This is a genomic window from Burkholderia sp. MSMB1588 (assembly GCF_001546925.1).
GTDB classification, from domain to species: Bacteria; Pseudomonadota; Gammaproteobacteria; order Burkholderiales; family Burkholderiaceae; genus Burkholderia; species Burkholderia humptydooensis.
In genome coordinates, this window is record NZ_CM003770.1 from 709,603 (window position 1) to 724,634 (window position 15,032).

13 protein-coding genes are annotated in these 15,032 nt (G+C 68.2%); 2 read left to right on the top strand and 11 right to left on the bottom strand.

Going from position 1 to position 15,032, the window contains the following annotated elements:
* Window positions 1-325 precede the first annotated feature (325 nt).
* Together WS92_RS02975 and WS92_RS02980 are read left to right on the top strand one after the other, a co-directional pair.
* Window positions 326-1,726 carry a cache domain-containing protein gene (locus WS92_RS02975; protein WP_059934508.1) on the top strand — a complete coding sequence of 467 codons (1,401 nt, stop codon included), beginning with the start codon at window positions 326-328 and terminating at the stop codon, window positions 1,724-1,726.
* A complete protein-coding gene (locus WS92_RS02980; protein ID WP_059934509.1) occupies window positions 1,723-2,370 on the top strand; it encodes a response regulator in 648 nt (215 codons plus the stop codon). The genes WS92_RS02975 and WS92_RS02980 overlap by 4 nt, the downstream gene beginning before the upstream one ends.
* A gap of 71 nt (window positions 2,371-2,441) precedes the next feature.
* Here the strand turns inward: WS92_RS02980 and WS92_RS02985 are convergent, their stop codons facing one another.
* The 11 genes from WS92_RS02985 to WS92_RS03035 all read right to left on the bottom strand — a co-directional run bounded on the left by WS92_RS02985 (window position 2,442) and on the right by WS92_RS03035 (window position 15,019).
* Window positions 2,442-3,038 (bottom strand): MlaC/ttg2D family ABC transporter substrate-binding protein, encoded by a 597-nt coding sequence (locus tag WS92_RS02985; RefSeq protein ID WP_006028319.1) that lies wholly within the window; start codon window positions 3,036-3,038, stop codon window positions 2,442-2,444.
* 211 nt (window positions 3,039-3,249) lie between these two features.
* Window positions 3,250-3,990, bottom strand: a complete 741-nt coding sequence (locus WS92_RS02990) for an iron-containing redox enzyme family protein (protein WP_009916121.1) — start codon at window positions 3,988-3,990, stop codon at window positions 3,250-3,252.
* Between the two features lie 33 nt (window positions 3,991-4,023).
* Window positions 4,024-6,642, bottom strand: a complete 2,619-nt coding sequence (locus WS92_RS02995) for a putative bifunctional diguanylate cyclase/phosphodiesterase (protein WP_059934510.1) — start codon at window positions 6,640-6,642, stop codon at window positions 4,024-4,026.
* A gap of 139 nt (window positions 6,643-6,781) precedes the next feature.
* Window positions 6,782-7,876 carry a triacylglycerol lipase gene (locus tag WS92_RS03000; protein WP_231756003.1) on the bottom strand — a complete coding sequence of 365 codons (1,095 nt, stop codon included), beginning with the start codon at window positions 7,874-7,876 and terminating at the stop codon, window positions 6,782-6,784.
* A gap of 104 nt (window positions 7,877-7,980) precedes the next feature.
* A complete protein-coding gene (locus WS92_RS03005; protein ID WP_059934512.1) occupies window positions 7,981-8,745 on the bottom strand; it encodes a 4'-phosphopantetheinyl transferase family protein in 765 nt (254 codons plus the stop codon).
* Window positions 8,746-8,826: 81 nt separating this feature from the next.
* Window positions 8,827-9,225 (bottom strand): DUF4345 domain-containing protein, encoded by a 399-nt coding sequence (locus WS92_RS03010; RefSeq protein WP_006028324.1) that lies wholly within the window; start codon window positions 9,223-9,225, stop codon window positions 8,827-8,829.
* A gap of 38 nt (window positions 9,226-9,263) precedes the next feature.
* On the bottom strand, window positions 9,264-10,562 hold the full coding sequence (locus WS92_RS03015) for a hypothetical protein (RefSeq protein ID WP_059934513.1): 1,299 nt from the start codon (window positions 10,560-10,562) through the stop codon (window positions 9,264-9,266).
* Entirely contained in the window at window positions 10,559-11,341 is a 783-nt protein-coding gene (locus WS92_RS03020) for an outer membrane lipoprotein-sorting protein (protein WP_059934514.1), read from the bottom strand. The genes WS92_RS03015 and WS92_RS03020 overlap by 4 nt, the downstream gene beginning before the upstream one ends.
* A gap of 56 nt (window positions 11,342-11,397) precedes the next feature.
* Entirely contained in the window at window positions 11,398-12,849 is a 1,452-nt protein-coding gene (locus WS92_RS03025) for an ABC transporter permease (RefSeq protein WP_059934515.1), read from the bottom strand.
* Window positions 12,849-13,547 carry an ABC transporter ATP-binding protein gene (locus WS92_RS03030; RefSeq protein ID WP_059934516.1) on the bottom strand — a complete coding sequence of 233 codons (699 nt, stop codon included), beginning with the start codon at window positions 13,545-13,547 and terminating at the stop codon, window positions 12,849-12,851. The genes WS92_RS03025 and WS92_RS03030 overlap by 1 nt, the downstream gene beginning before the upstream one ends.
* Window positions 13,547-15,019: a flavin-containing monooxygenase gene (locus WS92_RS03035; protein WP_059934517.1), complete on the bottom strand. Its 1,473-nt coding sequence runs from the start codon at window positions 15,017-15,019 to the stop codon at window positions 13,547-13,549. The genes WS92_RS03030 and WS92_RS03035 overlap by 1 nt, the downstream gene beginning before the upstream one ends.
* Window positions 15,020-15,032: the final 13 nt, after the last annotated feature.

The window sequence follows — 15,032 nt, forward strand, 5'->3', positions numbered from 1 at the left end:
ATCTCTAATCAATTCATCGAGGCAGGCGGCCCGGAAGATCTGCGTCGCCCGTTCGAACCGCCGTCACGCACGCGCCGCGCGCCGTCAAATCGACTGGACGATTCTTCCGCTAGAATGCGCTCGGCGACATGCGCGGCGCCCCAACGACAACCACGAGCCGCCCGCCGACATGAGCCAATCCCGGCGATGGAAACCAGATGAGACTCGCGCGCGACATCATTGCAGGCGGCGCGCCGCCGACCGCACAGACAACCGACGCCGCGCACGCGCGCGCGCCCCGTCGCGCCTGCGCGACGCGCGCACCGATGAGCGGACGCCTGCCGCGATGAGACTGAAAATCAAGATCTTCCTGCTCGCGATCGTGCCCTTCCTCGTGACGATCGCGGCGATCGGCCTCGGCGTGCGGCAGCAGGCAACCGTGCTCGCGCGCACGCAGCACGCGACGATCGAAGCCGCGTATCTGTCGAGCAAGGAAATCGAACTCAGGCATTACGTCGACCTCGCGACGAGCGCCATTGCCCCGCTGTACGAAGCGGGCCGCGCGAACGCGCGCGACGACGCGCTGCTGCGCCAGCAAGCGCTCGCGATGCTGCAAAGAATGGAATTCGGCCCCGACGGCTACTTCTTCGTGTACGACCTGCACGGCAATTCGCTGATGCATCCGCGCGAGCCCGAGCGGGTCGGACACAATTACTGGACGCTGCGCGATCCGCAGGGCTCGCTGACGATTCAGCAGTTGATTGCGGCCGCGTCGCGCGGCGGCGGCTACGTGCGCTATGTCTGGCAGCGCCCGTCGACGGGCAAGCTCGCGCCGAAGCTCGGCTACGTCGTTTCGCTGCCGCGCTGGGGCTGGATGGTCGGCACCGGCATCTATCTCGACGATGTCGGCACCGCGCTCGCGCGGGTCGACGCGCGCGCGTCGGCGAACATCGAGCGCACGATGACGTGGCTGAGCGCGATCGCGCTCGCGGGCGCCGCGGTCATCGCGCTGTGCGCGCTCGTGCTGAACGTGAGCGAGTCGCGCAGCGCCGACGCGAAGCTCAAGCGCCTCGCGCAACAGGTCGTCGAATCGCAGGAGCAGGAGCGCGCGCGTCTTGCACGCGAGCTGCACGACGGGATCAGCCAGATGATGGTGTCGGCGAAGCTGATGTTCGAATCGGCGCTCGAGCGCTTCGCACGCCTGCCGGCGCGCGAGAACGCGGCGGAAGCCGCGCTGTCGAAAGGCATTGCGCGGCTCGGCGACACGCTGCGCGAAGTGCGCCGCATCTCGCACGCGCTGCGTCCGACGATGCTCGACGATCTTGGCCTCGCGGCCGCGCTCGATCAACTGGTGCGTGAGCTCGGCGCGGAAACCGGCGTCGAGCTCGGCTTCACGCAGGTCGAGCACAGCGGCGCGCCGCCGCTGCCCGCGCCCGTGAAAACGGCGCTCTTTCGCATCGCGCAGGAAGCGCTGACGAACATCCTGCGCCACGCGCACGCAACGCGCGCGGCCGTCACGCTCGAACTCTCGTCGCGCGAAGCCGCGCTGACGATCGCCGACAACGGCTGCGGCTTCGACGCCGGGCGCGCGCAAGCGGACGCGCGCGGCGGCGTCGGCCTGCGCAACATGCGCGAGCGGCTCGACGCGCTCGGCGGCACGCTCGCGATCAGCTCGCAGGTGGGCCATACCGTCGTCGCCGCGCGCGTGCCGCTGTCCGGCGCAGACTCAACAGGAACCACGCGATGACCACTGCCTCTTCCACGCCCCGCACCGCGCGCCTCTTGCTCGTCGACGATCATCCGCTCGTGCGCGACGGCCTGAAGATGCGCCTCGAGGCGGCGCCCGGCCTCGCCGTCGTCGGCGAAGCGGGCAATGCGGACGAGGCGCTCGCGCTCGCCGAATCGCTCACGCCCGATCTCGCGCTGATGGATATCGGCATGCAGGGCATGAACGGAATCGCGCTCGCCGGCGTCTTTCACGCGCGCTTTCCGGCGATTCGCGTGCTGATGCTGTCGATGCACGACAACGTCGAATACGTAACGCAGGCGGTGCGCGCGGGCGCGAGCGGCTATCTGCTGAAGGATTCGCCCGCGACCGAGATCGTGCGCGCGATCGGCGCGGTGCTCGCCGGACAGACGTTCTTCAGCGAGGGAATTGCCGCCAGAATGATTCATGCGCGCGCGGAAGCATCGCCGCTCGATCGGCTCACGCCGCGCGAGCGCGACATCCTCGATGCGCTCGCGCAAGGGTTGTCGAGCAAGCAGATCGCGCAGCGCAACGGCCTGTCGGTACGCACGGTCGAGACGCATCGGCTGAACCTGAAGCGCAAGCTCGACATCGAGGGGCAGGCGGAACTGATCAAGTTCGCGGTCGAGCATCGCAGGCGGTAGACGCCGCGCCGCAACGCAAAAGGGCGCCGAGGCGCCCTTTTGCATGACGAATGCGCAACCCGCCGGCGCGCTCAGTTCGCGCGCGCGTTGTGCTTCGTCAGGAATGCGATCAGGCCGTCGATGCCGCCCTGAGAGAGCTGCGCCTTGAACTGCCCCTGGTAGACCTGGATCAGCCACGCGCCCGACATGTCGATGTCGTAGATCCTCCAGTCGTTGCCGATCTTGCCGAGCCGGTAGCCGACCGACTGGCTGTCGCCCGGCGTCGTCACCGTCGAGCGAACGAGCGCGTCGGCGCCGCCCGCGCCCGCCGCCTTGAACGTGAACTTCGCGTCCTGGCTGCCGAGCTGCGCAAGCGATGCCGCGTACGTGCGCGTCATCAGAATCCGGAATTGCTTGTACAGCTCCTGCTGCTGCTGCGGGCTCGCCTGCTTCCATGCGTCGCCGACGGCGATGCGCGTCGTGCGCTCGAAATTCGTCGCGGGCAGGAAACGCGCTTCGACGATCTGCGTGATCTTCGCCATATCGCCGCTGCGCGCGACGGGATCCGCCCTCATCGCGCCGACGGTGCCCTCGACGGCGTTCTTGACCACCTCGACGGGCGCAGTTTGGGCGAATGCCGAAACGGACACGACGGCCGCGGCCACAAAAGCAAACAGATGACGTTTCATGCGTGTATCGAACCAGGAGGAAAACATGCCGGACGCGGCGAGGCGCCGGCGCAGACAGAACAGTATACCGAGCTTGGCGCGCTCGCGCGGCGCCGTGACGGTCTGTTACCGAATAGTCGAAATATTTACGATGCAGCGGGCGGACCGCGACGCGCACTCGCCTTGCCGTCGCCGGCCGGGCACCCCTTCGCCAGGCGACGACGCGCGAGACTCACGCGTCGAGGCAGCAGGACAGGCTCATCTCGAAGTAGCGGAAACTGCGCTCGATGCCGGCCGCGACGTCGCGCACCTGCTCCGTGCTCGGCGATTGACCGAGAATCGTCGCGACGATGTCGAGCGCTTCCCACGGATGCTTGTCGTCGTAGCTCGAATGCAGCTTCAGCCAGCGCATCGCGCGGCCGCGCACCGCTTCGGGAAAGCCCATCTCGTAGACGTCCGAGCGGCACAGGTCCGCGCTCCATTCGCCCGTCACGCCTTCGATCGCATAGTTGGTCGCCGCGACGCTCGCCGCGAGCGTATCCGCGCTGCTGCTCTTCCAGCACCAGTGGCTGAGCGCGAGCGCGGCGGGCGGACTGCCGCCGTCGATCAGTTGCCGGCGCGGCACGCCGCTCGCTTCCGCCCAGTTCACCCAGTGCTCGACGTGATTCAGCTCGACACGGATGTTGCGGATCAGATAGCGGCGCGCCTTCTCTTCGCCGGACGAGTTCGTGCCGTTCGCCTTCAGCAGGTTCATCGACATGTACTTCGGAAACTGCTCGACGACGGGCCAGCCGTTCACGAAGAACGCGGCGAGCTGCCGCGGCGCGAGGCGGCCGTCGCGCATCAGCGAGAATACTTCGTGAAAGCGCACGCGGTCGCGCGCCGCGCGCACCGTGCCGACCACGTCCTGTAGCCAGTGCGGATAGCTCCCGATATCCATCAACTCGCCGTCGCGTTCAAAAGGGATATGCAATTTCCTCTCCTTGGATAAAGTCATCGGACCACGTCAATAGCCGCCCTCGCGCCACGGCGAAGGCTGTGCAAAGAAATATCCCTGGCAGAAGTCGATGCCGAGCTCGCGCAACATCCCGAGCTCGGCCTCGGACTCGACATGCTCGGCGACGGTGCTGCAACGCATCGAGTGCGCGACTTCGTTGATCGCGCTGACGACGCCGTAGCTCACCCGGTCCGACATCATGTTCGACACGAACTCGCCGTCGATCTTCAGATAATCGATCGGCAAGCTGCGCAGATAGCGAAACGACGACATGCCCGCGCCGAAATCGTCGAGCGCGAAGCGGCAGCCGATCGCGCGCAGCTCGCCCATGAAGCGCGACGCGAGCTCGAGATTCTTCACGGCGATCGTTTCGGTGATCTCGAAGCAGATCACCGAAGGCTCGAGACCGGAGCTCACCAGCTCGGCGATCACGAATTCGAGAAAGCGCTCGTCGGAGATCGACGCCCCCGACAGGTTCACGTTGTACTCGTGGTACTCGCGCGCGGGCAGCGCGCTCAGCTTGCGGAACACCGTGCGGATCACCCAGCGGTCGATGAGCCCCATCAGCCCGTAGCGCTCGGCGGCCGGCAGGAACGCGGCGGGCGAGATGTCGCGGCCCGCGTTGTCCGTCATCCGCAGCAGCACCTCCGCGCGCCCGGGCGTCTGCGAATCCGGGCATGTGTGGACGATCGGCTGCAGGTACAGGCGGAAGCCGTCGGCTTCGAGCGCGGTCTTGATCCGGCGGCTCCACTGCACGTCGCCGACGTGGCGCGCCTGCTGCAGATCGCTCGGGTCCGCGAGCTGGATGCGGTTGCGCCCGCGCTCCTTCGCGATGTAGCACGCGATGTCGGCGAGCTTGACGGCCATCTCGAGACTGCACGGCGCGCGGCAGAGCTCGAGCACGCCGATGCTGACGCTCACCGTGAAGCGCTCGCCTTCCCACAGGAACACGAAATCCTCGAGGCTGCGGCGCAGCCGCTCCGCCTTGTTCTTCGACGGCCACGAACCCGCGCCGCGCGGCAGCAGCACGCCGAACTCGTCGCCGCCAAGCCGCGCGAGCACGTCGTCGTCGTCGAGGCAGCTCTGGAAGCGCTGCGTGACTTCGCGCAGCATCGCGTCGCCCGCCGCGTGGCCGCAGGTATCGTTGATCTCCTTGAAGCGGTCGAGATCGAGCATCAGCAGCATCGAGTCGGCGCGGTCCTTGCCGGACGTCGTGTCGGCGAGCGCGATCTCGAGCCGCCGCTCGAACTCGACGCGGTTCACGAGCCCCGTCAGCACGTCGTGCGTCGCCTGCCACGCGAGGCTTTCGAGGAACTGCTGCTCGCGCGTCATGTTGCGCAGGATCAGCACGTAGCCGATGTGGCCGTGCATGCGGTCGCCCATCTCCGAAATCGTTGTCTGCACAACGATCTTGGAATGATCGCGGCGCAGCAGATGCACCTCGCGCTTGATCGGCGTGCGCTCGTCGCGCGCCCAGAATTCGTCGACGATGTCGACCGCCTGCCCAGTCTCCTTGTCGAGCAGCATCAGCACGCTCGACACCGGCGCGCCGACGCACGCGGCGGCCGAATAGCCGAGCAGTTGCTCGGCCGCGTTGTTGATGAAATCGACGTTCTTCGCGAGCCCGACCGTGATCACCGCCTCCGCGACCGAGCTCAGCGCCGCCTCGGCGAACGCCTCGCTGCGATCGAGCGCGTACTGGATCGACAGCCGCTGCAACGCGGCCTTGCGCGCCCAGACGAGCGCGAGATACATCAGGAACATCGACGCGACGAAGTAGCAGACGAGCAGCAGCGCGACGCTCGAGCGGAATTCGTCGCTGAACGCCTTCGAGAAGCGGTCGGGCAGGCCGGACACGCGCTCGTTGATTTCCCACGCGCGGTATTCGAGCGCCTTCACACGCGGATCGCCGCGATGGCCGCTGCTGACGAGCGCGTGCAACTGGCTCGCGACGTTGCGGAACTCGGCGAGCTCGACGTCCGCCTGCATCCAGCACTGCAGCGCATAGTTGATCTTCGCGACCCAACTGAGCGCGGGCAGCAGCAGCGCGGCCGCCGTCGCGTCGGCCGGGTCGATGCCGCTCGCGATGATCGCCTCGCGCGCGCTCGCGCGATCGGGCGGCTTGCGCTGCAACGCGGTGCGCGCGATGCTCAGGCGATACGGCTTGTCGATCGCGGCTTCGTAGAGCTTGTACGCGCGCTCGTCGCCCGTCTCGGCGTAGCGGATCAGATAGATGACCGCATCCTTCTGCGATTTCGACCACGTGCTCTCGCCGCCGATGTAGACCCTGAGGAACGACACCACGGCGAGACTCACGATCACGACGCACACGAGCACCGACACCATCAGCAGGATCGGCCAGACGTCGAGCGCCGGCCTCAGTTCGGCCGCCTGGCCACCCCCGTCGTTCAAGCCGAGCACCTGTTCGCGCATGCTGGAAGTCCCATTCATCGTCCACCTTGCCTGAGCCCCGCCGCCGCGCCGCTTCGTCGCGGCGGTCTCGTATTCCCCCGGCGCGCGCAAACGCCGGAAACGAACCGGCGGCGGCCCGTTGCCGGCCCGCCGCCAGATGCTCGAAGCGTGGCCTGTCACGCTGTCGCTCGTATGGATCGTGCGTAGACTGGCCATTTTGCGCGCATTCGTCTGCTCGTCGCGTTACATATGAAGCGTTTGCTTCATGAATGCGCGTGCGCCGCCGCCCGCGCAAGCGGCGGCGCAATCGTCGGACAATCATACGACGCGCGGCGCGCCGCCGCTCAACCTTCTTTCAAACGCCCTGCAATTTCAGCCGGTTCGCATGCGTGCGCAGCACCGCGACCGGATCGGCCGCATACGCGCCCCGGATGCCGAGCAACTGATTGATCTCGTCGAAGTGGTTCCACTTGTAATCGGTCGAGATCACCGTTCCGTACAACGAACTGCAGGTCGACGTGAAGCCGTCGTTCAGCCCCGCCTGCCTGAGCGCCATGACGTTGCCGGCCGTCAGGAACACGAGCGTCGACGGGTCGAGCACGTTGGCCGGATCGATGAGCGGGACCGTGCTCCTGTCGAGCGCGCCCGTCGTCAGGCCGAGCACCGTGATCGGCTGGTACGCGCTGCCGCTCCACGAATACAGCAGGTGCACGTTGCCGCCGACCGTCTCGCTCGGCGCGCCCGTCGCGCATGCGCCCGGCGCGCCGAGGCCCGCGCTCGGGAACTGCGCGTTGAACTGCGTCGCATACGGCGTGCTGAGCGCGTTCAGCGCGGCGATCGCGTCCTGATTCGTGTTGTGCGTGTGGCTCGTCAGGATTCCGAAGATGTTCAGCAACTGGCCGAAGATCGGCGTCGCCAGGCCGGTCGGGTCGAGACTCAGCGCGCCGAGCACGAAGTCGGCGAACGGCGAGCCGCGATGCGGCGTCGCGATCGACGTCACCGATGCGACGAGATCCGGCGCAACCGCCGCGACGTAGCGCGACGTCAGTCCGCCCTGGCTGTGGCCGATCAGGTTCACCTTCTGCGCGCCGGTGACGGCGAGCACCTGCTTCACGTACGCGAGCAGTTGCTCGCCGCGCCCGTTCGGGCCGAGGTCGCTCTGGAACCCGGACAGATCGGCGACGAACACGGTCGCGCCATGCCGCTGCAGGTCGGACTGCATTCCGTACCAGTACGGGACGACGCCGAAGTAATCGTCAGTGCCCGTCAGCCCGTGGACGAGAATGATCGGGTAGCGCGTCGCCGCGTAGTCGTCGACCGCGCCCGTCGCGGCATCCGCGTGCGCCGCCGGCGCGCCGAACGCGCACATCGCGGCGACGATCGCGGCCGCCCATGCATTTGCCAGTTTCTTCGCTGCGACCCGCGCCGTCGCCGCGGCGCATCTCGACATCGACTTCATACCGATTCCCCTGTGTATTGCGTTACTCGAACGATGCCGCCCGCCCGTGCGCGTCGATCGCCGCGATCGCGACGCCGAACGAACCGCCCGGCGGCTCACCACCCCAAACAGAATCCGCGCACGTCCGCGCCCCGATCCTCCATCGCGATCGCGGCGCGCCATCCCGCGCCGAGCGCGATGTCGGCAACCGCCCAGCGCACGCCGTCGCTCACGCATTCGTCGCGCGCGGCCCGCCGCGCGGGCCAAGGCATCTCCAGCTCCCGCGGATCGCGCCGCAGGCCCGCGCCGTGCGCCTTCAGCAGCGCCTCCTTGCGCGTCCAGAGCTGCAACAGCAGCCGCATTTGCGCATGCTTCGGCGTGCGCGCGAACACGTCGCGCTCGCGTTCGCCGAGACTGGCCGCCGCGAGCGCGTCGGCGTCGAGCTTACGGCCGAGCGATTCGAGATCGCAGCCGACCCGCTTCTTCGCGACCGCCATCAGCACTGCGCCGCTCGCGTGGCTTACGCTGAATTCGAGATCGCGGCCGAACAGCACCGGCTTGCCGCCCGGCTCGACGTCGAACACGAGCCGCGCCGGATCGGCATCCAGGTACTCGCCGAGCACGACCCGCAGCATCGCCCGCGCGAACACGAACAGCTCGCGATGCGCGCCGTACCTGAGCCTCGCCGCGCGCTCGCGTTCGCTGAACGACAGGCAATCGCGCTTCAGGTACGACCCCGCTTCGTCCGCGCGGGCGCGCCACACGTGCACCTCGCCGCGCATCAGCCGCTCCGTGAGCGCCGCCGACGGCCGCGCGACGCTGAACCGCAGCGCCGCCGTATCGTCGCGCGGCATCGCGTGCGGCAATCCTTCCACCCTCATTTGTCAGTCAACCTAAGTGTTTCAAACGCTCGCCGGCCACGCCGGCCGCATGCCCCGCCCCGCGCCGTCCCGCGCCGCTCGTCAGGCAGCCGCCGCCGCGACGCGGCTTTGCCACCAGATGAACAGCGGCGCGCCGACGATCTCGAGTACGGTAAAGCCGATGAACGGAGCAAACGGTGCGCCGAGCGACACGAGTGAGATCAGACGGCCGAATCCGCCGGCGAAGATCATCGTCCACAGCGCGCGGAACAGCACGCCGTTGCGCTCGATGTTCGGGATCGTCCAGAACGCGCCGAGGCCGAGCCCGAACCAGACGCCCGCGTAGAAGCGCAGGTTGCTGTCGAGCGTCGCGTCGGCGGGCAGCGCGACGCCGAGCGATGCGTACAGCGGATCGTGGATGCCCAGCATGCCGAGCGTGCCGGTCGCGACCGGCACGGCCGCGAGAATCGCGGTGACGATTTGCAGGATGCGTTTGCTCATTGTAGGGTGGCCCTTGTTATTGGACGATCGGCGACGTCCTATTGATAAAAAATGCCCAGCGCCTGCACGCTGCTCGCCTCGGGCATCGCGCCGAAGCGGCTCCACGAAGGTCCGGTCTGCCGCAGGAACTGCACGGCGACGTCGAACTTGTCGAAGCGCCGCCGCAGCTCCAGCCAGTACTGCTGCCCCGCGCCGGGATCGAGCTGCGCGAAGCCCGTCAGGTCGAGACGCCGCACGAACACGTTGCGCCACGCCACCATCAGGAACACCCCGTGCCGCGACGGCAGCTCCTGCGCGGCGATCGACGTGCGCACCGCGCGCGCCCACGCATACGGATCGCTCGCCTGCAGCGCGCGCCACTGCGCAGCGGATGCGCCGCCGCTGTTGCCCTGCAGCTCCGCCGTCAGCGACAGGTCGATCGGCAGCGTCCACGTGAAGCCCACCGCCGAGCGCGTGCGAAATGCGCGATCGCGGTTGCCGCCGCCCGTCGCCGAGCCGATCAGCGACGGCCGCCAGCCGCCCGTCCATTCCGCATACGCGACGACCGCGTTGCCGAGCAGCACGCTCAGATTCTGCCCGAACTGCGGCGATTGTCCGCTCTCGCCGTACAGGACCCATTGCGGCTGGATCGCGGGCGCGATCCGCTGGCTGCCGACGAGCATCCAGCGATCGACGCCGTTCGTGCGCTGCAGGTCCGACGACGCGAACGGATCGCCCGGCACGCTGCGGCTCGCTAGCCGCGGCGACAGCATCAGCGCGATCGAGCCCGAATCCCAGACGCGCTGCGCGCGCACGGCGACGCTGCCGAGCCGGTTCGTGTGCCGGCTGTCGGGATCGGGCGGCACGTCGAGGCTCACCGCGCCCGCCTTGAAGAAATCGGTCGGGTTGTAGCCGATCGCCGCGCCGATGCGCTCGTTGATCCGGCCCGCGTCGATCGCCAGCAGCGGCGACGGCTTCCAGCTCGCATACGCCTCCTTCACGAGCGTCACGTCGCGGTGCGACGCCGCGCCGGACGACAGCGGATCGAACCGGTCGAACCGCATCGCAAAATTCACGCCCAGCGTCGGCGTCAGCGCGTGCTCGAACTGGAATTCCACCGACAACTGATTGCGCCATGACGACGCAGCGTCGCGTCCGTCGCTCCAGCGAACGGCGTCCTGCACGCTGAACTTCCACGGGCGCGCCGTTTCCGGCACCGCGACGGGCGTCGCGTCCGCGAGGTCGAGCGCCGCGTTCGTCGCGTCGTTCGCCGCGGCCGCGTCGCCCGCCGCCGCGGCGCGCAGCGGCATGGCCGCCGCGGCCGCGCAAATCAGGATCGCCAACGATCTGCGCGTCATTGCGCCTGGAAGCGGGGCAGGTAGTCGCGCTGCAACCATGCGTCCGGAATGTCGCGCCACGCGTAGCCGGAAAAGCGCATCACCGTGACCCAGTTCGGATCGAGACCGTCGATGATCACGGTTTCGGTCGGACGCTCGACGCCGAGCTCGGCCGTATAGCGCCGATAGAACGCGCTCTTCAGCAGCCGGTCGCTTTCCGAATAGAACTTCGCCTTCACCGGCCGGCTGTTCGATGCATCGAGCCACATCTCGATCCGGTGGTACGTGAGGCCCTGCGCGTTGCCCGTCAACGAAAGCTTGTAGCAATGCCGCGTCTGCCGGTCGCCGTCCATCACGTCCTCGGCGCCTTTGAGCTCCGCCCGGTAATCGTGCGCGAGATTGACGGTCACGACGTCGCCGTTCGCGGCCTGCCCGAGCAGGCGCTGGTCCGGGGAGATGCGGATGCTCGCCTGGTTCGCCGGATCGTAGAACCACAGATCGTTGCCGTTCTTCAGCATCAGCTTGCCCGTGTCGCGCGCGGGCGCGACGAAGCGCACCAGCGTGCGGAACGCGCCGCCCGGCGCATCGGGCTTCGAGTAGATCGACAGCGTGTTGCCGTCGACCTGCTTGCCGGAGCGGTATTCGGTAAGCGTCGCGGTCAGCACGAACGACTTCGCCGGCGTGCGGATCGCGTCGCTTTCCGCGAGCAGCTTCTGCGGATCGGGCGCTGTCTGCGCGTGCGCAAGCGCCGCCGCGCAAAGGCTCATGCCGATCCACCATTGACGAAACAAGCGACGCACGCCACACCTCCCGATCGATTCGATCTTTCGTTGTTCAAACTGAAAACTTCCACCGCTCACGCGTAACGCAGCGCGTCGACGATCGACAGCCGCGCCGCGTGGCGCGCGGGCAGCCACGCCGACAAGCCGGCGACGAACGCGAGCCCGACGAATGTCAGCGCGATGAGGCGCCATTCGCCCCACACGCGCACCGTCAGCGCGACCGAATCGATCCGCGCGGGCGGCGTCCATGCGAGGCCGCTGTGGTTGACCGCGAATGCGAGCGCGAGCGCGACGAGCACGCCGATCGACGCGCCGACGACGCCGAGCAGCGCGCCTTCGCAGACAAACAGCGCCTGGATGCCGCCGCGGCGCATGCCCATCGAGCGCAGTGTGCCGATCTCGACGGTTCGCTCGAGGATCGCCGTGCTCATCGTGTTGCTGACGACGAACAGCACGATCGCGCCGATCAGCACGAACACGAAGCCGAAGATCATCGAGAACATCCGGTTCGTCTGGTCGTAGAACGGGTTCAGCGCGGCGAAGTCCAGCACGTCGAGCGGCTGGCCCTCGAAGCGGCCGCCGAACAGCTCGTCGATCCGCGCGCGCGCGGCGGGCAGTTGCGCGGTGTGCCGAAGCTGGATCTCGATCGCCGTCACGCGCGGCGCGTCGCCGCCGTAGACGAGCCGCTGCGCGCGCGGCAGATGCATCGCGAGATAAACGTCGTCGAGTTCCTTCACGCCCTGCTGCTCGGCCTTCGCGACCGTGAAGCCGCCGACGTTCGGCGCGCCGTATGCGTTCGCGGCGAGCACTTCGATGTGCGTCGCGCTTGCGCGCTCGTCTTTCTGCTCCCTCTTTCGCGCGCCCGCCTCGGCTGCGGCGAGCGCGAGCACGTCGTCCGGCGCGTCGGCGCCCGGCGCATCGGCGGCCTGCGCGCCGGGCGCCGCGTCCGAAGCCGTCGCGGCTTCCTTCGCGATGTCGCCGTCGCCGCAATCGGGCACGCGCAGCGGCGCGCACAGATGCAGCACGCGCGCGACGCCATTGCCCACGATCGCCGCATCGGGCGCGGTGCCGACGAGCGGATACGGCTTCGGCGCCAACGGAAAGCCGTAGTCGTTCCATTGCTGCATCCGGTTCTGCTCGTCGGCGATCGCGCCCTGCGCGAGCACCGTGCGCGACACGCCCGCCTCGAAATTGCCCGCGATCCCGCCGAACTGCAGCGTCGGCGTGATCACCGCGATCATCGGCGCGAGCACCGGATCGTCGCGCAGCCGCGCGATCAGCCGCGCGTAGCCGCCGATCCCGTATGCGACCGGATTGCCGCTGCCGTACTGGAAATAGCCGTGGCGCTGGATCTGCAAATGGCCGCTGCGCCGCACGAAATCGGTCTGCAATCCGAACGTGATGTCCTTGCTGAAGCCGCCGAACAGCAGCACCGCGCAAACGCCGACGATCATCGCGAGCAGCGTGGTGATCGAGCGCCGCCGGTTTCGCTGCAGGTTGCGCAGCGCCAACATGAACGTATGCATCAGCTTTGCGCCTCCTGCGCGATGCGGCGCTCGACGATGCGCCCGTCGCGGATCTGCACCACGTCGTCGGCCGCGTCCAGCACCTGGGGATCGTGCGACGACACGATGAACGACACGCCGCTCTCGCGCTGCATCTCGTGCATCAGCGCGATGATCGCGCGGCCCGTGACGCTGTCGAGGTTCGCGGTCGGCTCGTCGGCGAGCACGAGCGACGGCCCCGCCGCGAGCGCGCGCGCGATCGCGACGCGCTGGCGCTGGCCGCCCGATAGCTGGCTCGGCCGGTGCGCGCCCTTGCCGGCGAGGCCCACTGCGTCGAGCAGATACGCGACGCGCTCCGCGCGCTCGCGCGCCGGCGTGCGCGCCATCAGCAGCGGATATTCGACGTTCTCGTACGCGGACAGCACGGGCAGCAGGTTGAACGACTGGAACACGTGCCCGACCTCGCGCGCGCGGAAGTCGGACAGCGCATCGTCGGACAGCGTCGCGGTGTCCTCGCCGGCCACGACGACGCGCCCCGCATCCGGCCGATCGATGCAGCCGATCATGTTGAGCAGCGTCGTCTTGCCGCTGCCGGACGGGCCGCTCAGCACGGTGAAGCGGTTCGCGTCGATGTCGACCGACACGCCGGCGAGGCCGGTCACTTTCACGCTGTCGAGCAGGTAGGTCTTGCTGACGTTCTCGACGGAGACGAGCGCCATCACGCGTCTCCCGTCCGCACGCGCGCGGCCGTGGCCGTGGCCGGCGCTTGCGCCGCGGACGCGACGGCCACGGGCCGCGCGTGCCGCGACGCGGCGCGCGAATCGGGCAGCGCGCGAATCAGCCGCTTCAGTTGCAGCCGGTACGCGAAGTGCTCGACTTCGATCACGTGCCGCTGCGTGTCGCTGAAATGAATCCCGCCGTTCCAGTTCGAGCGGTCGCGGCCGATCAGCCGGTCGAGCCGCGCGGCCTTGCGCGGCGCGGCGTCGCGCGCGCGCAGGTAGCGCGCGACGAGCTGCGCCTGATAGTCCATCAGCGGCCAGTTGCCGGTCGACGTCTGGAACAGGCCGATGAAGAACAGGTTCGGATGCGCGCGATCGAAGATGTTCAGATACAGGCGCGGCTGCATCTTGTCCCATTGCAGATACGACTGGTCGAGAAACGGGAAGCTCAACTGGAAACCAGTCGCGTAGACAATCGCGTCGATCTGCTCCTCGCTGCCGTCCGAGAACGCGACGCGGTCGCCCTTCAGCTCGACGACGTCCGGCTTCGCGACGAGATCGCCGTGCCCCAGGTGGTAGAACAGCGTCGAATTGATGATGAAGTGCGCCTCGAACAGCTTGTGATCCGGCTTCGGCAGCCCGTAGTCTTCCGGCTGGCCGGCCGTCGTCAGGCGCAGCAGGCGCTCGCCGAAAAAGCGCCGCGCCCACAGCGGCATGCGCAGCTTCAGCGGCCATTCGGCCCAGCGATCGGCAGGAATCCCGAACAGGAATTTCGGCCAGTAGAAGTAGCCGCGCCGCGTGCTGTGAAACACCGCGCTCGCGTGATGGACCGCCTCCACCGCGATGTCGCAGCCCGAATTGCCCGCGCCGACCACGAGCACGCGCTTGCCTTTCAGCGCGTCGGGGGTCTTGTACAGCGCCGAATGCAGTTGCAGCCCGTCGAAGCGGCCCGGATAGTCGGGCACCTGCGGCTTCGACAGATGCCCGTTGCAGACGAATACGCCCTTGTAATGCCGCACCTCGTGGCCGTCGAGCTCGACGCGCCACGCGCCGCCTTGCGCGAGCGGCGCGACTTCGAGCACGGTCCGGTTGAACTCCGCGTGCCCGTAGACGCCGAAGCGGCGTGCGTAGTCGCGCAGGTAGGCGAGCGCCTGATCGCCGCGCGCGTAGGTCGGGTAATCGGCGGGCATCGGGTAGTCCGTGTATTCGGAGAACTCACGCGAGCTGATCATGTGCACCGATTGGTAGATCGCGCTGCACGGCTTGCCGTAATACCAGGTGCCGCCGATGTCGTCCTCGCGCTCGATCAGGTCGAACGCGATGCCCTGCTCGCGCAGGTTCTTCGCGGTCGCGATGCCGGCCGCGCCGCCGCCGATGATGCAGTAGCGGTCGCCGCAATCGCGGATCGCCGGGGCCGCGGCCGTCGCGGCCGTCGGCGCGGCCGGGTTCGTCGTGGTGTTCGTCGTCGTCATCGTTGCCGTTCCT